The 22,334-nt window shown below is 66.4% G+C and carries 17 protein-coding genes and 1 pseudogene; 11 read left to right on the top strand and 7 right to left on the bottom strand.

Going from position 1 to position 22,334, the window contains the following annotated elements; all coding sequences use genetic code 11:
* The first annotated feature begins 9 nt into the window (after nucleotides 1-9).
* Nucleotides 10-405, top strand: coding sequence for an ester cyclase (locus ACVILH_RS11950; protein ID WP_456713061.1), 396 nt, complete (start codon nucleotides 10-12; stop codon nucleotides 403-405).
* Nucleotides 406-675: 270 nt separating this feature from the next.
* Here ACVILH_RS11950 and ACVILH_RS11945 read toward each other — a convergent pair whose 3' ends face one another.
* Together ACVILH_RS11945 and ACVILH_RS11940 are read right to left on the bottom strand one after the other, a co-directional pair.
* Nucleotides 676-1,059 carry a cell division protein ZapA gene (locus ACVILH_RS11945; protein WP_456713060.1) on the bottom strand — a complete coding sequence of 128 codons (384 nt, stop codon included), beginning with the start codon at nucleotides 1,057-1,059 and terminating at the stop codon, nucleotides 676-678.
* Complete coding sequence (locus ACVILH_RS11940) at nucleotides 1,056-1,400, bottom strand: DUF4164 domain-containing protein (protein WP_456713059.1); 345 nt, start codon at nucleotides 1,398-1,400, stop codon at nucleotides 1,056-1,058. Before ACVILH_RS11940 ends, ACVILH_RS11945 begins: the two co-directional genes overlap by 4 nt.
* Before the next feature lie 271 nt (nucleotides 1,401-1,671).
* Here ACVILH_RS11940 and tkt point away from each other — a divergent pair, with 271 nt between their 5' ends.
* The 9 genes from tkt (at nucleotide 1,672) to ACVILH_RS11895 (ending at nucleotide 13,407) form a co-directional block, all read left to right on the top strand.
* Nucleotides 1,672-3,657, top strand: coding sequence for a transketolase (gene tkt, locus ACVILH_RS11935; protein WP_456713058.1), 1,986 nt, complete (start codon nucleotides 1,672-1,674; stop codon nucleotides 3,655-3,657).
* A gap of 273 nt (nucleotides 3,658-3,930) precedes the next feature.
* Nucleotides 3,931-5,805 (top strand): DNA helicase RecQ, encoded by a 1,875-nt coding sequence (gene recQ, locus ACVILH_RS11930; RefSeq protein WP_456713057.1) that lies wholly within the window; start codon nucleotides 3,931-3,933, stop codon nucleotides 5,803-5,805.
* A 145-nt stretch (nucleotides 5,806-5,950) separates the two neighbouring features.
* Complete coding sequence (gap, locus tag ACVILH_RS11925) at nucleotides 5,951-6,958, top strand: type I glyceraldehyde-3-phosphate dehydrogenase (RefSeq protein ID WP_456713056.1); 1,008 nt, start codon at nucleotides 5,951-5,953, stop codon at nucleotides 6,956-6,958.
* Between the two features lie 297 nt (nucleotides 6,959-7,255).
* On the top strand, nucleotides 7,256-8,446 hold the full coding sequence (locus tag ACVILH_RS11920) for a phosphoglycerate kinase (protein ID WP_456713055.1): 1,191 nt from the start codon (nucleotides 7,256-7,258) through the stop codon (nucleotides 8,444-8,446).
* Nucleotides 8,447-8,491: 45 nt separating this feature from the next.
* Entirely contained in the window at nucleotides 8,492-8,749 is a 258-nt protein-coding gene (locus ACVILH_RS11915) for a hypothetical protein (RefSeq protein ID WP_456713054.1), read from the top strand.
* Nucleotides 8,750-8,952: 203 nt separating this feature from the next.
* Nucleotides 8,953-10,020: a class II fructose-bisphosphate aldolase gene (gene fba, locus ACVILH_RS11910; RefSeq protein WP_456713053.1), complete on the top strand. Its 1,068-nt coding sequence runs from the start codon at nucleotides 8,953-8,955 to the stop codon at nucleotides 10,018-10,020.
* 656 nt (nucleotides 10,021-10,676) lie between these two features.
* Entirely contained in the window at nucleotides 10,677-11,351 is a 675-nt protein-coding gene (locus tag ACVILH_RS11905) for a thiamine phosphate synthase (protein ID WP_456713052.1), read from the top strand.
* 10 nt (nucleotides 11,352-11,361) lie between these two features.
* A complete protein-coding gene (locus ACVILH_RS11900) occupies nucleotides 11,362-12,462 on the top strand; it encodes a tetratricopeptide repeat protein (protein WP_456713051.1) in 1,101 nt (366 codons plus the stop codon).
* A gap of 153 nt (nucleotides 12,463-12,615) precedes the next feature.
* Nucleotides 12,616-13,407, top strand: a complete 792-nt coding sequence (locus ACVILH_RS11895; protein ID WP_257166422.1) for an inositol monophosphatase family protein — start codon at nucleotides 12,616-12,618, stop codon at nucleotides 13,405-13,407.
* Between the two features lie 227 nt (nucleotides 13,408-13,634).
* Here ACVILH_RS11895 and ACVILH_RS11890 read toward each other — a convergent pair whose 3' ends face one another.
* The 5 genes and pseudogenes from ACVILH_RS11890 to ACVILH_RS11870 form a co-directional block, all read right to left on the bottom strand.
* Nucleotides 13,635-14,246, bottom strand: coding sequence for an outer membrane protein (locus ACVILH_RS11890; protein ID WP_456713050.1), 612 nt, complete (start codon nucleotides 14,244-14,246; stop codon nucleotides 13,635-13,637).
* A 333-nt stretch (nucleotides 14,247-14,579) separates the two neighbouring features.
* Nucleotides 14,580-17,733 (bottom strand): annotated as a pseudogene (locus tag ACVILH_RS11885) (multidrug efflux RND transporter permease subunit).
* Nucleotides 17,734-17,739: 6 nt separating this feature from the next.
* A complete protein-coding gene (locus ACVILH_RS11880; RefSeq protein WP_456713049.1) occupies nucleotides 17,740-18,933 on the bottom strand; it encodes an efflux RND transporter periplasmic adaptor subunit in 1,194 nt (397 codons plus the stop codon).
* 275 nt (nucleotides 18,934-19,208) lie between these two features.
* Nucleotides 19,209-20,237 carry an SAM-dependent methyltransferase gene (locus ACVILH_RS11875; RefSeq protein ID WP_456713048.1) on the bottom strand — a complete coding sequence of 343 codons (1,029 nt, stop codon included), beginning with the start codon at nucleotides 20,235-20,237 and terminating at the stop codon, nucleotides 19,209-19,211.
* Nucleotides 20,234-21,049 (bottom strand): DUF1295 domain-containing protein, encoded by an 816-nt coding sequence (locus ACVILH_RS11870; RefSeq protein WP_456713047.1) that lies wholly within the window; start codon nucleotides 21,047-21,049, stop codon nucleotides 20,234-20,236. The genes ACVILH_RS11875 and ACVILH_RS11870 overlap by 4 nt, the downstream gene beginning before the upstream one ends.
* 183 nt (nucleotides 21,050-21,232) lie before the next feature.
* Between ACVILH_RS11870 and ACVILH_RS11865 the strand changes: the two genes are divergently transcribed.
* The gene (locus ACVILH_RS11865) at nucleotides 21,233-22,222 is read left to right on the top strand and encodes a flagellar motor protein MotA (RefSeq protein WP_456713046.1); all 990 of its coding nucleotides are present in this window, start codon (nucleotides 21,233-21,235) and stop codon (nucleotides 22,220-22,222) included.
* Nucleotides 22,223-22,334: the final 112 nt, after the last annotated feature.

Genomic DNA, 22,334 nt, shown 5'->3' with positions numbered 1-22,334 from the left:
GCGCAGCCGATGACCGCAGCCGAGCTTGCCAATCACTATCGCGCCTACATTGTCTGCCTGAATGCGCAGGCTTGGCCCGCGCTCGGGGATTTCGTGCACGAGCACGTCGTGCATAACGGCCGGCAGCTTGGACTGCCTGGCTATCGCGACATGCTGATCGGCGACTTCGCTGCCATTCCCGATCTTCGCTTCAACATCGGCCTGCTGGTGGCGAGCCCGCCGCATGTCGCGTGCCGGCTGGACTTCGACTGCACGCCGAAGGGTGAGTTTCTCGGCCTGCCCGTAAACGGCCGGCGCATCGCCTTCGGCGAGAACGTGTTCTACGAGTTTCGCGACAGGAGGATCGCAGAGGTCTGGTCGGTGATCGACAAGCTGGCGATCGAGGCGCAGCTCGGGCGAATGTGAGCAAGATATCGAAGAGACGAGTGTGCTGCCAGATACAGCGCCCTCTCCCCTTGTGGGAGAGGGCATCGCCGGCTTGTCCATGTCCGCGGTTGGGTGAGGGGTTCTCTCCACCAGCGCAATTTGCGGACAGATACCCCTCACCCAACCGAGCTTGGCACTGATTTCGTACATGCCCTCTCCCACAAGGGGAGAGGGCACAGTCATATGCACTGGCGAATGACAGGACGTATCAGTGCCGAGGCCGATGATGAGTTGGTAGCTCGCCCTACCCTACCCGATCGCCACGCCGCCGCCGATCGTGCGGTTCAGCACCTGGGTCGTGCGCTCGATGCGCTCGGCCGCGGCGTTCAACGCTTTCGCCACTGCGACTTGCGTCGCGCGGGCGCGGTCGCTGGCCTGGTTGCGGACGTTGCGCAGGCCTTCGAGCTCCTGCTCCAGCAGCTGCACGCGCTGATTGGCGTCGATCAGCTCGTCGCACACGGTGAGCGCGGCCATCACGGTGAGCCGGGCGTCGCCGATCTCGCCGAACTTGCCGCGCAAACCAGTGATGCGCGATTCGAGACTCTCGGCGAGCTTCAGCAGCCGCAGCTCCTGGCCTTCCTCGCAGGCCATGCGATATTGGCGGCCGTTGATGGTGACGTTGATGTGGCTCATTCGTCATCCTCGTCTTCAGCGCTGTCTTGCCCGGCGCCATTGAGCACTGCGCGGATGGTGCCGATCGCGGTGTCCAGCCGCTCGGCGATCTCGCGGTTGGTGCGCTCCAGCCGGCGCGTCTTCATCAAGGAGCCGTCGAGCTCGTCGGCGAGCCGCGAGCGGTCGGCGCCGAGCGCCTGGATGCGCGTCGCCAGCTCGTCCTCGTCGCGATCGGCCTCGCGCCGCCGCTCGACCGCGCTCTCGAGCGCGTCGAGCGCGGTCATCAGGCGCCGCGTCGCCGCCTCCAGATCGGCAGCGCCGGGTTCCACCTGGCCGGCAAGATTGGCAGGGTGATCGTTCATGACGCGGATGCGAGGCCCTTATACCGCCTGGGGATAGCGACAAAAGCCGCTGTCCGGCAAGCGTTTACGGCCAGAATCTTACGTGCTGGGCGAGCCGAGTGCAACGCTCGGCCGAAACTATGCACTACTAAGCAACTTTTGGGACGCAAACGACGTTGCATTGCCTTTGATTCCCGGAACTGAGGTGCTAATCAGCCCGCAAAATCCCGGCCCGCCAGCGATACCGGCGGCTCTCCTGTCATCAGCATTTCACGTTTGGACGGATTCCAGCATGACGCAGGTCGATCACTCCCGCATGGCCAACGCCATCCGCGCGCTCGCAATGGACGCCGTCGAGAAGGCGAAATCCGGCCATCCCGGCCTGCCGATGGGCGCCGCCGATGTCGCGACCGTGCTGTTCACCCGCGTGCTGAAATATGATGCCGCCGCACCCGCCTGGCCGGACCGTGACCGCTTCGTGCTGTCGGCCGGCCACGGCTCGATGCTGCTGTATGCGCTGCTGTACCTCACCGGCAACGAGGTGATGACGCTCGACCAGATCAAGCGCTTCCGCCAGATCGATTCGCTCACGCCGGGCCACCCCGAGAATTTCCGCACCAAGGGCATCGAGACCACCACCGGCCCGCTCGGCCAGGGCATCTCGACTGCGGTCGGCATGGCGCTGGCCGAGAAGATGTTGCAGGCGGAATACGGCAAGAAGATCGTCGACCATCACACCTATGTGCTGGCCTCCGACGGCGACCTGATGGAGGGAATCTCCCAGGAAGCGATCGCGATGGCCGGGCATTGGAAGCTCAACAAGCTGATCGTGCTGTGGGACGACAACGGCATCTCGATCGACGGCCCGCTGTCGATCGCCGATTCGGTCGACCAGGTGAAGCGCTTCAAGTCGGCCGGCTGGGCGGCCGAGCTGATCGACGGCCATGACCCGGAAGCGATTGCCGCTGCGATCGCGCGGGCGCAGAAATCCTCGCGTCCGAGCCTGATCGCCTGCAAGACCACGATCGGCTATGGCGCGCCGACCAAGGCCGGCACCTCCAAGGTGCATGGCGAGGCGCTGGGCGCCGAGGAATTGAAGGGCGCCAAGGAGAAGCTCGGCATTTCGCAGGAGCCGTTCTCCGTGCCCGACGACGTGCTCGCCGCCTGGCGCGAGGCCGGCCGCCGCGGCGCGCCAGCGCGTGCCGAGTGGGAGACGCGGCTCGCCGAGATGGGTCCGCGCAAACGTTCGGAATTCGAACGCCGGCTGCGCCACGAGCGTCCCGCCGCACTCGCCAAGGCGCTGAAGGACCACAAGAAGGCGCTGCTGGAAAATCCGCTCAACATCGCCACGCGCAAATCGTCGGAGGCCGCGATCGAGGTGATCGCGGCGGCAATGCCGTTCGAGTTCGTCGCGGGCTCCGCCGATCTCACCGGCTCCAACAACAACAAGGCGAAGTCGGCCACCTCGTTCTCGGCCAAGACGCCGAAGGGCCGCTTCATCCATTACGGCATCCGCGAGCACGGCATGGCGGCGGCCATGAACGGCATCTTCCTGCATGGCGGCTTCGCGCCGAACGGCGCCACCTTCCTGGTGTTCTCCGACTATGCCCGCGGCGCGATGCGCCTGTCGGCGCTGATGGGCGCGGGCGTGGTCTATGTGATGACCCACGATTCGATCGGCCTCGGCGAGGACGGCCCGACGCACCAGCCGGTCGAGCATCTCGCGGCGCTGCGCGCGATCCCGAACATGCGCGTGTTTCGCCCGGCCGATGCGGTCGAGACCGCCGAATGTTGGGAGCTGGCGCTCAACCGCACCAACGGCCCGACCGTGCTGGCGCTGACGCGGCAGAACCTGCCGCAGCTACGCACGTCGGCTCCATCAGACAATCCGTGCAGCCATGGCGGCTATGAGCTGGTCGCGGCGCAAGGCGAGGCCAAGGTGTCGCTGTTCGCCACCGGCTCCGAGGTCGAGATCGCGGTGGCCGCGCAGAAGCAGCTCGCCGAGCGCGGCATCGCCGCCCGTGTCGTTTCGGTGCCGTCGCTGGAATTGCTGCTGGAGCAGCCGGCCGAGGCCAAGGCTAAGATCATCGGCAACGCGCCGGTCAAGATCGCGATCGAGGCCGCGGTGCGCTGGGGCTGGGACGCCGTGATCGGCACCGATGGCATCTTCATCGGCATGCATTCGTTCGGCGAGAGCGGCCCCTACAAGGAGCTGTACAAGCATTTCGGCATCACCGCCGAGGCGGCGGTGGATGCGGCGGTGAAGCGGCTGGGCTGATTGCTAGCCTCCACTGTCGCAGCAACGGCGGTCCACCTCTCCCATCGGGAGAGGTCGGATTGCATCGCCAGATGCAATCCGGGTGAGGGATTACGGTCCATCCGTCGCGCAAGCCCCCTCACCCGGCGCTTCGCGCCGACCTCTCCCCGGTGGGGAGAGGTGAACGGAGTTCGGCGCAGGCAGCTCGCTTCCCAAGATAAATCACGCTGTCCAACGCGACAAAGCGCTCTACAATCGTCTGATCAGATGACCTGGTTCGCGTAGTCTCCCAGCATGCCCACAGCCCCCAACGCCCCGACCGACACGGCCGATCGCGCGCTGGCGGTGCTGCATTCGGTGTTCGGGCTGCCGGGCTTTCGCGGCGCGCAGGAGAAGGTGGTCCGGCATGTCGCCGAGGGCGGCAATTGCCTGGTGCTGATGCCGACCGGCGGCGGCAAGTCGCTGTGCTATCAGCTGCCGGCCCTGCTGCGCAAAGGCTGCGGCATCGTGGTGTCGCCGCTGATCGCGCTGATGCGCGACCAGGTCGCGGGACTCTTGGAGGCCGGCGTCAACGCGGCCGTGCTGAACTCGACGCTGTCGCGCGAGGAGGCCGACGAGGTCGAGCGCCGGCTGATCGCAGGCGACCTCGATCTGCTCTATGTCGCGCCGGAGCGGCTGGTGACGCCGCGCTGCCTGTCGCTGTTGGAGCGCGCCGAGATCGCGCTGTTCGCAATCGACGAGGCGCATTGCGTGTCGCAATGGGGGCACGACTTCAGGCCCGAATATATCGGGCTGTCGATCATCGCCGAGCGCTTTCCCGACGTGCCGCGCATCGCGCTCACCGCCACCGCCGACGAGCTGACGCGCAAGGAGATCGCCGAGCGGCTCAGCCTGACCGACGCGCCGCAATTCGTCGCGAGCTTCGACCGTCCCAACATCCGCTACGAGATCGTCGACAAGCATAACGGGCCGGCGCAGCTCAAGGCCTTCATCAAGGAGCGCCATCCCGGCGACGCGGGCGTCGTCTACTGCCTGTCGCGCGCCAAGGTCGAGGACACCGCGGCGGCGCTGAACGAGGCCGGCATCACCGCGATCCCCTATCACGCCGGCCTCGACCCTGCGGTGCGCTCGCGCAACCAGGACCGCTTCATCAACGAGGACGGCGTGGTGGTCGTGGCCACCGTCGCCTTCGGCATGGGCATCGACAAGCCGGACGTGCGCTTCGTCGCGCATCTCGATCTGCCGAAGAGCATCGAGGCGTACTATCAGGAAACGGGGCGCGCGGGGCGCGACGGCAAGGCGTCGACCGCGTGGATGGCCTTTGGTCTTTCGGACATCGTGCAGCAGCGGCGCATGATCGACGAATCCACCGGCGCCGAGGCGTTCAAACGGATGTCGATCCGCAAGCTCGATGCGCTGGTCGCGCTCGCGGAGACTGCGGGCTGCCGGCGCAAGCTGCTGCTGAGCTATTTCGGCGAGAGCCCGGCGGCCGAGAACTGCGGCAATTGTGACAACTGCGTGTCGCCACCGAAGATGCGCGACGGCAAGGTGATCGCGCAGAAGCTGTTGTCCTGCGCCTATCGCACCGGCCAGCGCTTCGGCGCCATGCACCTGATCGATGTGCTGGTCGGGCGCGCCACCGAGCGCGTCAAGCAGTTCGGACATGATCAATTGTCAGTGTTCGGCATCGGCCGCGAAATGAATGAGAAGCAGTGGCGCGCCGCGCTGCGCCAGCTGGTGGCGATGGGGCACCTCGCCCCCGACAGCGAGGCTTATGGCGCGCTGAAGCTGACCGAGAGTTCGCGCGGCGTGCTGAAGGGCGAGACGCCTGTCATGCTGCGTGAGGACACCGCGAGCACCCGCGCCATCCGCAGCAAATCACGACGTGGCGAGTTGGTGGCGAGGCCGGCCGCAGCCGCCGATGCGCCGCTGCTCGCGAGCCTCAGGGCGTGGCGCTCGGAGATCGCGCGCAAGCGTGGTGTACCAGCCTATGTGGTGCTGCACGATTCCACCATCGACGGCATCGCCAGCGCCCGCCCGACCACGCTCGGCCAGCTGCGCGATATACCAGGGATCGGCGACAAGAAGCTCGAGCATTATGGCGACGAGCTGCTGGCGCTGATCAACGCTGCGCGTTCGGCAGGAGCCGGATCGCCGCCAGACAGTTGAGATTTGTGCGAAAAAGGTCTACCAAAAGGTCCTTATCGTCCGCTCCCGCCCGGCAGAACCGGTCGGCATTAGTTCCAAAACCCTCGTGGCGCTCCTGTTAGGAGGACGCAGACGGGGACGAGAAACGTCATTGAAGGAGACGAAAATGGCAGTCCGGGTCGGGATCAACGGGTTTGGCCGCATCGGCCGCAACGTTCTGCGCGCCATTGCGGAATCGGGCCGCAAGGACATCGTGGTGGTCGGCATCAACGATCTCGGCCCCGTCGAGACCAATGCCCATCTGCTGCGCTTCGACAGCGTGCACGGCCGCTTTCCCCACACCGTGACCGTCGACGGCGACACCATCGACATCGGCAGCGGCAAGATCAAGGTGACCGCCGAGCGCGATCCGTCGAAGCTGCCGTGGAAGGATCTCGGCGTCGACATCGCACTGGAATGCACCGGCATCTTCACCTCGAAGGACAAGGCTTCCGCGCATCTGACCGCCGGCGCCAAGCGCGTGCTGGTCTCGGCTCCGGCCGACGGCGCCGACGCCACCATCGTCTATGGCGTCAATCACACCTCGCTGACCAAGGATCATCTCGTCGTCTCCAACGGCTCGTGCACCACGAACTGCCTGGCGCCGGTCGCCAAGGTGCTGAACGACACGGTAGGCATCGAGACCGGCTTCATGACCACGATCCACGCCTACACCGGCGACCAGCCGACGCTCGACACCATGCACAAGGATCTCTATCGCGGCCGCGCCGCGGCGATGTCGATGATCCCGACCTCGACCGGCGCCGCCAAGGCGATCGGCCTGGTGCTGCCGGAGCTGAAGGGCAAGCTCGACGGCGTCGCGATCCGCGTGCCGACGCCGAACGTCTCGGTGGTCGACCTCAAGATCGTCGCCAAGCGCAACACCGAGCCGAAGGAGATCAACGAGGCGATCAAGCGCGCCGCCGAGCAGGAGCTCAAAGGCGTGCTCGGCTACACCACCGCGCCCAACGTCTCGATCGACTTCAACCACGATCCGCACTCCTCGACGTTCCACATGGACCAGACCAAGGTCATGAACGGCAACCTCGTGCGCGTGATGTCCTGGTACGACAATGAGTGGGGCTTCTCCAACCGCATGGCCGACACCGCCGTCGCGATGGGCAAGCTGCTGTAACTAACTCTCTCAGTCATTCCGGGGCGATGCACAGCATCGAACCCGGGATTTCGAGAGTCCGGGTTCGAGGGTGCGTCAGCGGAGGACTTCACCTCTCCCATCGGGAGAGGTCGGATTGCATCGCCAGATGCAATCCGGGTGAGGGGATCCGGACGATCTTCCGACAGAGCCAAGCCCCCTCACCCGGCGCTGGGCGCCGACCTCTCCCCGATGGGGAGAGGTGAAGCGAGCTCCGCGATCGCCACTTGATCCAACTACGACGCGTCACGTTCAGTCCCTCGTTCAACGGTGGCTTCAATGAAACAATTTCGCACCCTCGATGACGTCGACGTCAAAGGCCAGCGCGTGCTGCTGCGCGTCGACCTCAACGTGCCCATGGAGAACGGCCACGTCAGCGATGCCACGCGCCTGGAGCGCGTCGCGCCGACCATCAACGAGATCGCGAGCAAGGGCGGCAAGGTCATCCTGCTCGCCCATTTCGGCCGGCCGAAGGGCCGCGACGCCAAGGACTCGCTGAAACCGGTCGCATCAGCGTTGTCACAGGTGATCAAGCGCCCGGTCGCCTTCGCCGACGATTGCATCGGCGAGCCCGCGGCGAACGCGATCGCCGCGATGAAGGACGGCGACGTGCTGTGCCTGGAGAACACGCGCTTCCACAAGGAGGAAGAGAAGAACGATCCGGCGTTCGTGGCCGAGCTCGCCAAGCTCGGCGACATCTGGGTCAACGACGCTTTCTCGGCCGCGCACCGCGCCCATGCTTCGACTGAAGGCCTTGGCCACAAGCTGCCGGCCTATTCCGGCCGCACCATGCAGGCCGAGCTCGACGCGCTCGACAAGGCGCTGGGACGTCCCGCCAAGCCGGTCATCGCTATCGTCGGCGGCGCCAAGGTCTCGACCAAGATCGACCTCTTGGAAAACCTCGTCACCAAGGTCGATGCTCTGGTGATCGGCGGCGGCATGGCCAACACCTTCCTGCATGCCCAGGGCGTGCAGATCGGCAAGTCGCTCGCCGAGAAGGATCTCGCCGCGACCGCACTGCGGATCATGGAGAAGGCGGAGGCCTCGAACTGCGCCATCATCCTGCCGGTGGACGCCACCGTGTCGTTCCACTTCGCGGCCAACTCGCCGTCGTTCGCCTACGGCCTCGACGCGATCCCGCCGGACAGCATGATCCTCGATGTCGGTCCGCAATCGACCGCGCGCATCCATGCGGCGATCGACGACGCCGCGACCTTGGTGTGGAACGGCCCGCTCGGCGCCTTCGAGCTGACGCCGTTCGACCGCGGCACCATGGTCGCGGCCAAGCATGCGGCGGAGCGCACCAAGGCCAAGAAGCTGATCTCGGTGGCCGGCGGTGGCGACACCGTCGCAGCGCTCAACCAGGCGGGCGTGGCCGGCGATTTCAGCTACGTCTCGACCGCCGGCGGCGCCTTCCTGGAATGGATGGAAGGCAAGCCGCTGCCGGGGGTCGAGGTGCTGAAATCCTGAGACTCGGAGCTTGTCGGCCATGGATGTTTCTGTTATGTTCCATTCATGGCCGACACCCCGACAGACGCTGTTCATTCGATCCTGGTCAAGATCCAGGAGAGCATTTCCGCGCTCCGATCGGAGGTCAGTCAGTTCAGGCAGGACAACCGAGCCGAGCACGAGCGGATGGAAACCTTGATCCGCAAGCAGCGCCGTGATTCCGCTGGCATGCTGGTCATGATGCGCGCCGCTGCCAGCGACTTCGACGAACGGGTCAGCGCGGTCGAGGAGCGCATGGCGGCTCTCGAAGCCAAGAGAAGCTGATTGGACGAGCTCAGCGATGTCGGCCGTCACGCAGTTTGCCCCGACCCCGACTGCTGACCCGAACATCGCCTGACCGCGCCCCGTCCTACCTGCGTCGCCGCCACCCTTGGATTCCGCCGATCACCGCGTTATGCACGGTGCAGCCGTTTAGACGCGTGCATCAGCCGCTGCACGGTCCTATTCATCATCAGGGAGTTCCAGCCATGGCCCGCATTACCTTGCGTCAATTGCTCGATCACGCGGCGGAGCACGATTACGGCGTCCCGGCGTTCAACATCAACAATATGGAGCAGGCGCTGGCGATCATGACGGCGGCGAGCGCCGCCGACGCGCCGGTCATCATCCAGGCCTCGCGCGGCGCCCGCGCCTATGCCAACGACGTCATGCTCAAGCACATGATGGACGCGCTCACCGAGATCTATCCGCAGATCCCGATCTGCGTGCATCTCGACCACGGCAACGAGCCGGCGACCTGCATGACTGCGATCCAGTCCGGCTTCACGTCGGTCATGATGGACGGCTCGCTCAAGGCCGACGGCAAGACCCCGGGCGACTGGGAGTATAATGTCGGCGTCACCAAGACGGTGACCACGATGGCGCATCTCGGCGGCATCTCGGTCGAGGGCGAACTCGGCGTGCTCGGCTCGCTGGAGACCGGCATGGGCGACAAGGAGGACGGCCACGGCGCCGAGGGCAAGCTGTCGCACGACCAGTTGCTGACCAATCCCGACGAGGCTGTGAAGTTCGTCAAGGAGACCAAGGTCGACGCGCTGGCGATCGCGATGGGCACCTCGCACGGCGCCTACAAGTTCACCCGCAAGCCGGACGGCGACATCCTCGCCATGAACGTGATCGAGGAGATCCACCGCAAGCTGCCGAACACGCATCTGGTGATGCACGGCTCCTCGTCGGTGCCGCAGGACCTGCAGGAGATCATCAACGCCCATGGCGGCAAGATGAAGCCGACCTGGGGCGTGCCGGTCGCCGAGATCCAGCGCGGCATCAAGAACGGCGTGCGCAAGATCAACATCGACACCGACAACCGCATGGCGATGACCGGCCAGATCCGCAAGGTGCTGTCGGAGCACCCGGAAGAGTTCGATCCGCGCAAGTATCTGAAGCCAGCGATGGAAGCGATGACCAAGCTCTGCAAGCAGCGCTTCGAGGAGTTCAACACCGCGGGCCAGGCCGGCAAGATCAAGCGGGTGCTGACCACCGCCGAGATGGCCAAGCGCTACGCCGGTGGCGAGCTCGACCCGAAGGTGGCGTGAGCGGCTGCTCAGGTCTGGGATTGCTCAACATCGATAGCCGCCGCGGCGGCGGTGAGCTCCCCTCCCCCTTGCGGGGAGGGGTCGGGGGTGGGGGTCCACGAGTCGAACTATTCATGATGAGCACGCTTCCGTCTGCAAGCGATATGGCTCGGATGACCATTGAGCGAGCGCTCTTGCGCACACCGTTCACGAGGCGACTGACGAGCCCGGGGCGCACATCATCATTGAGTTCAGCCCCCGGGGACCCCCACCCCCGACCCCTCCCCGCAAGGGGGAGGGGAGCAGACCGATGCCGAGGTGAAGAGCTTGCTCCGCCAGCAACTCCCCGTTCACCTCTGTGAGAGCCTGCCTTGGCTGCGGCCAATGTTTGCTCGGCAGCCGCCCGAGAACCGTCTAGTTTGACGGGCACGGCAGGTGCGGTCTGGAGCAGATGATGGACGTCCTCGCACTGAACCCCGTCGCCCCTGCGACGGCGGCACCCGCCACGGCCATGCGTGCCGCCCGAACGGCAGGGGCCGGCGGGCTTGCGGATCACCGCCCCGCGGTTTACCCGCAGAGCGCACGCCCCGCCCCCGGGCGTGCCGTGGCTCACCACATCGACAATGACAGGATTCCCCGCTACCTGATGGCGCGGCGCGACAAGAAGGCGGCATAAATTGTCCGGCAAGACCTCTCCCGCGCGGCCCGAGCCGCGGCTCTATCTGGCGACGCCGGTCGTGACCGACGCGGCGGCGCTCGCCGCCAGCCTGCCCACGATCCTCGCCAGCGCCGACGTCGCCGCGGTGCTGGTGCGGCTCAAGGACAGCGACCCGCGCAGCATGATCACGACGGTGAAGACGCTGGCGCCGGCGATCCAGAGCACGGGAGCGGCGCTGCTGATCGACGGCCGTCCCGACATCGTGGCGCGCGCCGGCGCCGATGGGGCGCATCTAACCGGCATCGCCGCGCTGGAGGAGGCCCTACCGGGCCTCAAGCCGGACCGCATCGCCGGCGGCGGCGGACTGTCGACCCGGCACGATTCGATGCGGGCAGGCGAGCTCGGCGCCGACTACGTGCTATTCGGCGAGCGCGATGCGCAGGGCCGGCGGCCATCACCGGATGCCGTCAATGAGCGCCTGGCCTGGTGGGCCGAGCTGTTCGAGCCGCCCTGCGTCGGCTACGCGATCTCGCTCAAAGAGGCGGCCGACTTCGTCGCCGCGGGGGCGGATTTCGTGCTGGTGGACGACCTCGTCTGGAACGATGCACGCGGCCCGGCAGCCGCGCTGGCCGAGATCGGCGCGACGATCCGCCAGGCCTACGCGACGGCTCCCGTGGCCGTCGCCGGAAGCTGAACGGCGGACCATGACGATGCTGCGCCTGACATGCCTCGCTGCTGCACTCCTGGCCATGGGAGCGGGTGCGCGCGCGCAGATCTCGTTGACGCCACCCGCCCTACAGCAGCCGCCGGCCGAGAAGCCGAAGCCTGTCGAAAAGCCGGCCGAAAAGGCTGCCGAGAAACCGAAGCCACCCGCCCCCGCCGCCGCGGCGAAGAAGCCGGCCCCCGCCCCCTCGGCCAAGCCGGCTGCGCCCGCCCCCGCCCCGACGCAGCAGCCGGCGGCCAACGACCCCAATGTCGATCTGGTCTACGGCGCCTATCAGCGCGGCCAGTACAAGACGGCCTTCGACCTGGCGACGCCCCGCGCGCAGGCCGGCGATCCCAAGGCGATGGCCATGCTCGGGCAACTCTATGAGAACGCCCAGGGCATCCGCCGCGACTATGAGAAGGCGGCGATCTGGTACAAGCGCGCCGCCGAGGCCGGCGACCGCGAGGCGATGTTCGCGCTCGCCATGATGCGGCTCGCGGGCCGCGGCGGCCCGGTCGACAAGGCGGAGGCGGTCAAGCTGCTCGCCTCGGCCGCCAAGCTCGGCGAGCCCAAGGCGGCCTATAATCTCGCATTGCTCTATCTCGACGGTCAGACCTTCCCGCAGGACCTCAGGCGCTCGGCCGAGTTGCTGCGCGTGGCGGCGGAAGCCGGCAATCCCGAGGCGCAATATGCGCTGGCGACCTTCTACAAGGAGGGAACCGGCGTGCCCAAGGACCTGGAGAAGGCCGCGCGCCTGCTGCAGGCCGCAGCGCTCGCCGACAATCTCGACGCCGAGGTGGAATACGCCATCGCGCTGTTCAACGGCACCGGGGTGCCGAAGGACCAGCCGGCGGCGATCGCGCTGCTGCGCCGGGCCGCCCGGCAGAACAGCCCCGTCGCCCAGAACCGGCTCGCCTGGGTGCTTTGGTATGGCATCTCCACGCCGCTGGACAAGATCGAGGCGTATAAGTGGCACCTGGTGGCCAAGACTGCCGGCAAGGGTGATCCCAAGCTGGAGGAGAAATTCGCCGACATGCCGCCCGAGGACCGCGCCAAGGGTGAAGCGGCCGCCAAGCGCTGGCTCGGCACGATCAAATAACCTGGACGAATAACCTGGACATGAGCCGGCGCCTGATCCGGCCTTGACGCGGCGGCCCGGTCAGGGCACCCACAGCCAGCCCTTTTCAACCGCCTCCGCCCTCTGGCCGAGGCGCGCACCGCAAGGTGCGGTCAGCCCAGCGCAATCGAGCACATGATTCATTCCGCCCTCATCAATGTCATGGTCAAGGCCGCGCGCCGCGCCGGCCGCAACCTCAAGCGCGATCTCGGCGAGATCGAGCATCTCCAGGTGTCGCTGAAGGGGCCGGCGAACTTCGTCTCGCGCGCCGACAAGAAGGCCGAGGAGATGCTCTACGAGGATCTCTCCAAGGCGCGGCCCGGCTACGGCTTCCTCGGCGAGGAAGGCGGCAAGCGCGAAGGCAGCGACAAGTCGCATACCTGGATTGTCGACCCGCTCGACGGCACCACCAATTTCCTGCACGGCATTCCGCAATTCGCGATCTCGATCGCGCTGCAGCGCGAGGACACCGTGATTGCCGGCGTGATCTACAACCCGGCCAATGACGAGCTGTACATCGCCGAGCGCGGCAAGGGCGCCTTCCTCAACGACCAGCGGCTGCGCGTCGCCGCCCGCAAGCAGCTGCATGAATGCGTCATCGCCTGCGGCCTGCCGCATATCGGCCGCGGCGACCACCAGCAGTTCCTGCGCGAGATGACCTCGCTGCAGGTCAAGGTCGCGGGCCTGCGCCGCTTCGGCGCGGCCTCGCTCGACCTCGCCTTCGTCGCCGCCGGCCGCTTCGACGCCTATTGGGAGCGCGATTTGCAGCCCTGGGACATCGCGGCCGGCATGATCATGGTGCGCGAGGCCGGCGGCACGGTGTCGGGGATCGACGGCAAGGAAGATGCGCTGGCGACCGGGCACGTCGTGTGCGGCAACGAGGTGATCCACCGCGAGCTGGTGAAGGTGCTGAAGGCGGCGGCCTAATCGATTCACCGGGGCGGCAAGCCGCCTTCATCAAGTGGCGTTGCCCACTCGCGCCTCACACACGGTGTCGTCCCGGCCTTGAGCCGGGACCCATAACCACCGGCTGTTCTGATGGAGCGAGATGGGCGACCAGTGTGCCTCAAACATCTCGCTGGGGTTATGGATCCCGGATCTGCGCGCGCGTGCCGCGCGCTTGTCCGGGACGACACCGAGAGTGAGGCTGGCGCCTAGTATCGCCGCCCGCTGGTAAACGCCTGCGGCGTGGCACCAGGCAGCGCCGGCGAGTTGATGTCGCTGTCAGTGCGGTCCGAGGACTGGCCGGCGTAGCTGAAGCCGAGCGACAGGCTGACATTGGAGGTCGGCTTGAACTCGACGCCGCCGTTGATCGCGTAAGCGGGCGTCGAGGTGGAGCGCCCGTCGAAGGTCGCGAACGGACCGCCGAGGCCAGGCGTGACCTTCAGCGCCTCGAAGCCGCCATAGAAGCTGACGCCGCTCTTGAACGTGTAGCCGTACTGCGCGCCTTCGGTGGTATAGGTGCCGAGCGAGCCGTAGCGATTGACGAGGCTCGGGCTCAGGCCGACGCCGGACAGGCTAGACCAGTTGTTCGCCACGCTATAGCTGCGCGCAAAGAAGCCGCTCTTGCTGCCGCTCGTCGTGAAGCCGGGGACGTTGCTGTAGGAATCCAGGCTCTGGACGACGCCGGGATCGGTGCTGAAGCCGATCGGCCAACTCGGCAGCCAGTATTTCACGGGACCGGACTGGGCGAGAGCTGCATCGTTGCCGAAGCAGAGGCCAGCGAGCGCGAAGGCGAGAGCGGTTTTGCGAGAGATCATCGACATGCCGTACCCGTTACATGTCGTCGGAGCATACATGGAGTGGTCGGGGAACTCCAGCCGCGCGGGTTGCAGCAACCATGTCCGCGGCACCGGCGGTGTGCTCCCCTCCCCCTTGCGGGGAGGGGTCGGGGGTGGGGGTCTCCGGGCGCTGAACGTCATGGGACGCATCGATTTGCATAGGGGAGATCCGGGTCTGATCACTCACACCACCTCTTGCGACGGGGGCGGCTGATCGAAAGAGCGGGATTCGTGGACCCGCACCCCCGACCCCTCCCGCAAGGGGGAGGGGAGCGCACCGGTTACGCGGCGAGAGTGTGGAGCAAGAGCGTCAATCGCCTACGGCTTCGCCGGCGCCGGCGGCCCATACACCTCGCGCTCCGCCGCCTCTGCCTTCTCCCGATCCCCCGCCAGCACGCGCTGCACCGAGACGAAGAACACCGGCACCATCAGGAGCGCCAGGATGACCACGGCGATCATGCCGCCCATCACGTTGGTGCCGAGGGCCTGCTGGCCGGCGCCGCCGGCGCCTGATGCCATCGACATCGGCAGCACGCCGCAGACGAAGGCGAGGCCGGTCATGATGATCGGCCGGAAGCGCAGCGAGCAGGCCTCGATGGTCGCGGCGACCAGCGGCTTGCCATGGGCGCGCAAATCCTTGGCGAACTCGATGATCAGGATCGCGTCCTTGGCCGCGAGGCCGATGATGGTGATCAGCGCGACGGTGAAGTAGACGTCGTTGGAGAGCCCGCGCAGATTGGCCGCGACCACGGCACCGAGGATGCCGAGCGGCACCGTCAGCAGCACCGCGAGCGGAATGGTCCAGCTTTCGTACAGCGCGGCGAGGCACAAGAACACGACCAGCGCAGACAGGCCGAGCAGCAGCGGCGCCTGCGAGCCCGACAGCTTCTCCTGCAGCGACTGCCCGGTCCATTCATAGCCGAAGCCGCGCGGCAGCTTGCCAGCCAGGCGCTCCATCTCGTTCAACGCATCGCCCGAGGTGAAGCCAGGCTTGGCCTCGCCGGAGATGCGGATCGCCGGATAGTAGTTGAAGCCGGCGATCTGGGTCGGCCCCTTGGCCCATTGGATGGTCGCGAACGAGGAGAACGGCACCAACTGCCCCTTGGCGTTCTTGACGCTGTAGTTGAGGATATCGTCCGCATTCATGCGGCTGATGCGGTCGGCCTGGACCACGACGCGCTGCATGCGGCCGCGGTTGGGGAAGTCGTTCACATAGGTCGAGCCGAGATTGGTCGAGATCGTGTTGTTGATGTCCTCGAAGGTGACGCCGAAGGCACCGGCTTTCTCGCGATCAATCATCAGATTGACCTGCGGTCCCTGCGGCAGGCCCTCGACATAGACCTTCTGCAGCACCGGGCTGGCGTTGGCGTCCGCGATCAGCTGGTCGGCGGCCGCGACGAGTGCGGCGTAGCCCTTCTGGCCGCGGTCCTGCAAACGGAAGCTGAAGCCGGAGGAGTTGCCGAGATTGTCGATCGGCGGCGGCTGCAGGGCGGTGATCTTGGCGTCGCGGAGCGAGGCGAGATCGCGGTTGATGTCGGCGACCAGCGCCGCGGCGCTGTCCTGCTTGCCGCGCTCGGACCAGTCCTTCAGCGAGATGAAGGCCTGCGCGGTGTTGACGCCCTGGCCGGCATAGCTGAAGCCGGTGAGGAAGGTGACGTCGTCGATGCCAGCGCGCTTGGCGAGATATTTCTCGACCGCTTCCACCGCCGCCTGCGTCCGCGCGTAGGACGAATCCGCCGGCGTCTGCACGTCCGTGGTGATGAAGCCCTGGTCGTCGACCGGGAGGAAGCCGCCGGGCAGTTGGATGAAGGCCCAGGACAGGCCGACGATGAAGATCGCGTAGATCATCATCAGCCGTCCGGTGCGCTTCAGCGCGCCGCCGACCACGCCGGTGTATTTGGCGCGGCTGACATCCATGAAGCGGTTGAACCAGCCGAACACGCCGCTCTTCGCATGACCGTGCCCGGCCTGGACGGGCTTGAGCAAGGTCGCGCACAGCGCGGGGGTCAGCGACAGCGCGAGCAGCGCCGAGAAGCCTATCGCCGCGACCATGGTCACCGAGAATTGGCGGTAGATGATGCCGACTGAGCCCGGGAAGAACGCCATCGGCACGAACACCGCCATCAGCACCAGCGTGATGCCGATGATGGCGCCGGTGATCTGGCCCATCGCCTTGCGCGTCGCCTCCTTCGGCGACAGCCCCTCCTCGCTCATGATGCGCTCGACGTTCTCGACCACGACGATGGCGTCGTCGACGAGGATGCCGACCGCGAGCACCATGCCGAACATCGTCAGCATGTTGATGGAGTAGCCGACCAGCATCAGGGTGGCGCAGGTGCCGAGCAGCGCCACGGGGACGACGATGGTCGGAATGATCGTGTAGCGGATGTTCTGCAAGAACAGGAACATCACCACGAACACCAGCACGACGGCTTCGACCAAGGTCATCAGCACGCGCTTGATCGAGGCCTTCACCACGGGGGTGATGTCGTAGGGGATCTCATAGGCGATGGTGGAGGGGAAGAAGCGCGACAGCTCCTTCATCTTGGCCTCGACCGCGCTCGCGGTCGCCAGCGCGTTGCCGGACGGCGACAGCAGCACCGAGAGGCCGGCGGTCGGCTTGCCGTTGAGGCGGGTGTTGAACTGATAGCTGAGACCACCGATCTCGATGCGCGCGACGTCGCGCAGCCGCACCGTCGAGCCGTCGGCATTGGCGCGCAGGATGATCGCGCCGAACTCGTCCGGCGAATCGAGCTGGCCCTTGACCAGCACCAGCGCGGAGGTCCGCTGCACGGTCGTGGCGGGCTCGGCGCCGATGCTGCCCGAGGAGACTTGCGCGTTCTGCGCGCCGATCGCCTTGGTGACGTCGTCGGCGGTGAGGCCGTAGCCGATCAGCTTGGCCGGATCGAGCCAGACGCGCAGCGAGCGCTCGGTCGAATAAAGGGTCGCACGGCCGACGCCGGGGATGCGCCTGATCTCACCGAGCACGTTGCGGATCATGAAATCGCCGAGGCCGACCTCGTCGAGGCTGCCGTCGGTCGATCGCAGGGTGATGATCTGCAGCACCGCGGCGGAGGCTTCCTCGACCAGGATGCCCTGCTGGATGACGGCGCGCAGGCAGCCGCGCCTCGACGCGCTTCAGGCGGTTCTGCACCTCGACCGAGGCGTCGTTGGTCGACGTGCCCGGCACGAAATTGGCGGTGATCTCGACCTGCCCGAGCGAGTCGCTGGTGGATTCGAAATTGAGGATGCCCGAGGCGCCGTTGAGCTCCTCCTCGATCAGCCGCGTCACGCTGTTGTAGAGGTTTTCAGGCGAGGCGCCGGGATAGCTGGTGGAGATCGAGATCGAGGGCGGCGCGATGATCGGATATTGCGCCACTGCAAGCAGCGGGATCGCGATCGCGCCGATCAGGCAGATGAACAGCGCGACGACCCAGGCGAAGATCGGCCTGTCGATGAAGAAGCTCGGCATCGGGACTTACCGCGACGCCGACTTGGATTCGAGCTGCGCTGCTGCGCTGACCTCGGTCCAGGCCTGCGGCGCAACCTTGTCGCCAGCGGCGAATTTCTGGAAGCCGTCGACCACGACCTTGTCGCCGGCGCGCAGGCCGTCGGTGATCAGCACGAGGCCATCCTGCACCGGACCGGTGCGGATCGGGCGCGCGATCGCGCGGTTGTCGTCGCGGATCACATAGACCTCGGAGCCGCCGGCCGCGTTGCGCTGCACCGCCTGCTGCGGAACGCCGACGGAATCGCTGTCGATGCCCTGCTCAATGCGGACGCGGACATACATGCCCGGCAGCAGCTCGCGCTTCGGGTTGGCGAACTCGCCGCGCAAGGTTACCTGGCCGGTGGCGGCATCGACCTTGGCATCGGAGAACAGCAGCTTGCCCGGAATCGAATACGGCGTGCCATCGTCGAGCACGAGGCGGACCTTGATCGCATCAGGCGCGATCTGGTCGAGATCGCCGGACTCAAAGGCGCGGCGCAGGCGGTTGAGCTCGCTGACCGACTGGGTGAAGTCGGCATAGATCGGGTCGAGCTGCTGGATCGTGACCAGCGAGGTCTCGTTCTGCACGGCGATGGCGCCTTCGCTGAGCTGGGCGGCGCCGACGATGCCATCGATCGGCGCGCGAACGGTCGCGTAGTCCAGGTTGAGCTGGGCGCGGGCGAGGTCGGCCTTGCGCGCCTCGATGTCGGCCGCGGCCTCACGCTCCGACGAAATCGCCTTCTCGTTCTCGACGGCCGGGGCGGCGCGCTCCTTGAACAGCTGCGCGATGCGGTTGGCCTGCTGCACGGCGCGCTCATGCACGGCTTCCGCCTTGGCGAGCGCGGCGCGGCTCGACATGATCTCGACCTCGAACGGCTTCTGATCGAGGCGGTAGAGAGGATCGCCGGCCTTGACCTCGCTTCCCTGGCGGAACAAGCGCTCGACGATGATGCCGGAGACGCGCGGACGCACGTCCGAGACACGGGTCGGCGCGATGCGCCCCGGCAATTCGCGCACGATCGCTCGCGCCTTCTGCTCGACCGTGATGATGCCGACATCGGGAACGACGGCCTGCTCGTTGGCGGAGGCCTGGGCCGGCGTGGTGTCGTTGCAGCCGGCGAGCGGCAGGGCCGCGACGAATATCAATACAGTGCCAAGCAACGGCGCGCGAAAACGAGACATGGACGTTGGAGCCCCTCGATCATGTTTGAAAACAGTCGACCGGATGACCGGGACATGGCGCCATTCTGGTGCCGAGCGTGGCTGCACCATAAAAGCGTGCTGCTGCGGCGCAATGCAGCAGTCGGGCGGCTGTATGTCACAGCTCTTAGCCGCTTGTTCTCAAAGATGTTTTCGAGACTCACTCGATTGTGAGCGCATTGTGGCAGCAGAGTTCCCCGAGGTTCCGCACAGCGAAACGCGAATCCCGAGGGTTTCAGCGGCTCGGTGTTAGTTCGTCAGTTCACCGGCTTCAGGCGATAGTGGCTGACGCCCCATTCGCGGCCCTCGTCGTGGCCGAACAGGCCTGATGTGGCGAGGAAGAACCAGCGCCAGCGGCGCATCCACAGCGCGGTGTCGTCGCCATAGACCGGCTGCAGCGTCTCGAGCACGCGATCCCGGTCGGCATCGAAATTGGCGAGCCAGTCCTTTGCCGTGCGTTGATAATGCGTGCCGCTCCAGCGCCACTCCTTCTCGACTGCGAACAGATCGTTGAATTGCCGGATCAAGGTGTGGCTCGGCATGATGCCGCCGGTGAAGAAGTGCTGCGCGATCCAGTCCTCGCGGTCGTTGCGGTCGAACAGATAGGAGCCGGAGCGATGGGTGAAGATGTGCATGAACAGGCGACCGTCGGGCGCGAGCCATGAGCGGACGCGCGACAGCAGCTCGCGCCAGTTCATCATGTGCTCGAACATCTCGACCGACACCACGCGGTCGAAGCGGCCGTCCGGCGTGAACGCATTCATGTCGGCGGTGATCACGCGCAGATTGAGCAGGCCGCGCGCGGCGGCCATCTCCTCGATCGCACGGCGCTGCGAATGCGAGTTCGACACCGCCGTGATCTTCGCGTGCGGAAACTGCCGGGCCATGAACAGCGACAGCGAGCCCCAGCCGCAGCCGAGCTCGAGGATGCTCTGGCCGTCCTGCAGATCGGCATTGGCGACCGTCTGCCGCAACGCCTCCTCCTCCGCCTCCTGCAGGGTCGAGACCGGCTCCTTGTAGAAGCAGCAGGAATATTTGCGGTTGGGCCCGAGCACGCGAGCGAAGAACGCCGCCGGCACCTCGTAATGCTGGGCATTCGCCGCGTCCGTGTGCTCCGCGATCGGGCGCGTCGTCAGCAGCCGGGCAAACTCGGCGTCGCCCATCGCGTTGACGCCACTGAGCCGCGTCGCGGTGCGCGCGCACAATTCGTGGATCGCGGCGCGGATCACGGCGTCGGGCAGCGGCACCCGCTCAGCGGCACCGATGATGGTCGAGATGAAGCTCATGCGGTGGCTCCGTTGCGCGGGGGAAGAGGAAAGAAGGCGCTGGTACGCGCTTGATAGGCGCGGTAGCGATCGCCGCGCGAGCGCAGCATCTGCTCCTCCAGCGGCGGGATGCCGGTGACATGGACCAGGATGTAGTACATCAGGAGCGGCGCCAGCAGGCTGGCGAGCCCCCAGGGGTTGTCGGGTGACAACGCGATGACGGGATAAGCGAGCCAGCACACCCACTCAAAAAAGTAGTTGGGATGGCGCGACCAGCGCCACAGGCCGATGTCACAGACTTTGCCCTTGTTCGCGGGATTGCTACGGAACGCCTTGAGCTGGGCATCGGCCAGCCCCTCGCCGGCGATCCCGATGAACAGCACGAGGATGCCAAGATAGTCCTGCAGGCGAAGCTCGGCGGCCGGGGCGTGCGCCGCGACGAACATCGCGAACACCAGCGGAATCCCGCCCCAGGCCTGCTGCTGCAGGAACACGAACATCCGCCGCGGCGCGGCGTCGCCCCATTGCCGGGCGAACTCGGCGTAGCGGGGATCGTCGGAGATGCCGCGGCTGCGCGCTGCGACATGGCCGCCCAGCCGCAGCGACCAGACCGCGACCAGGACTGCAACCAGCCATTGGCGCGTGTTCGGCGATGCGCCGTCAACGGGCCAGATGGCCCCGACGGCCCCGACGAGCCCGACCGAAAATGTCCAGATTGTGTCGACCCACCCGGAATTCCCGGTGCGCTGCTGCACCACCCAGGCACCCGCCATCAGGACGGACAAAGCCAGCGACAGCGCCAGCAGCGCCTGCAGATATTCAACGACGGTCATGACAAAGCCCGGGCATTCCAGCTAGAAATGAACCACGGGACTAACTACGCCGGGGATGCCTGCCGGTTTCAGCCATGGTTCCGTACAGGGATAAGGATTGCGCCGATCGCGGCTGCTCTCCCGTCCCTGCCATGCCATAGTGGATTTTCGGGACCGGTCCCCCCGCAACGGATGTCATCGACAATGCCTCAAGGCCCCTCTCCCCGCTCCGCGATGTCAGTCGAACCGACCAAACTGTCGACGCCCCGGATCTTCCTGGTGCGGATGCTGGTCTTCCTGGTGCTGTGCGCCCTGGTCGGAGTCATCCTCTACAAGCAGATCATCATGGCGTTCTTCGCCAATCCCGGCCTGAACGCCCTGATCGGGGCGGTGCTGCTGATCGGCGTGATCCTGGCCTTCCGCCAGGTCGTCCGGCTGTATCCGGAAGTCTCTTGGGTGAACAATTTTCGCATCGCCGATCCCGGCCTGGCGGTGCCGCGCCACCCGACCTTGCTGGCGCCGATGGCCGCGATCCTCGGCCGCGAGCGTACCGGGCGGATGTCGATCTCGCAGCAGACCATGCGGCACCTGCTGGACTCGATCGCCACCCGGCTCGACGAGGCCCGCGACATCTCGCGCTACATGACCGGTCTTCTGGTCTTCCTCGGCCTGCTCGGTACCTTCTGGGGCCTGATCGAGACGGTGGGCTCGGTCGGCAAGGTGATCGACGGGCTGAAGGTCGGCGGCGACGCCGGCGCGCTGTTCGATACCCTCAAGGGCGGCCTCGCCGCGCCGCTCAGCGGCATGGGCATCTCGTTCTCGTCCTCGCTGTTCGGCCTCGCCGGCTCGCTGATCCTGGGCTTCCTCGACTTGCAATCGAGCCAGGCGCAGAACCGTTTCTATACCGATCTGGAGGACTGGCTGGCCGGCACGGTGCGCGAATATGGCGGCACCGGCGACACCGGCGCCGACCTCTCGGTCGCCATCGAGCGGCTGCGCACGGCGATGGAGGAAGGCTCCAACCGCGGCGCCACCGCCGCCATGGCCAACCTCGCCGAGGCGATCCAGGGCCTCGTCGCGCACATGCGCACCGAGCAGCAGATGATCCGCGAATGGGCCGACGGCCAGGGCGAGCAGAACCGCGAGATCAAGCGGCTGCTGGAGCGGCTGGCCCGGCAGCCGGAGAAGAGTTGAGGATCTCGGTCGTTGACGTTGGACGTACTCACTTCTCTAGCCGCGGCGGCGGTATACCCTCTCCCCTTGTGGGAGAGGGTGGCGGGCATGAGCGAAGCGAATGCGCGCCGGG

Source organism: Bradyrhizobium sp. USDA 4353 (assembly GCF_054063215.1).
This window is presented reverse-complemented; position numbering and strand designations above follow the sequence as displayed.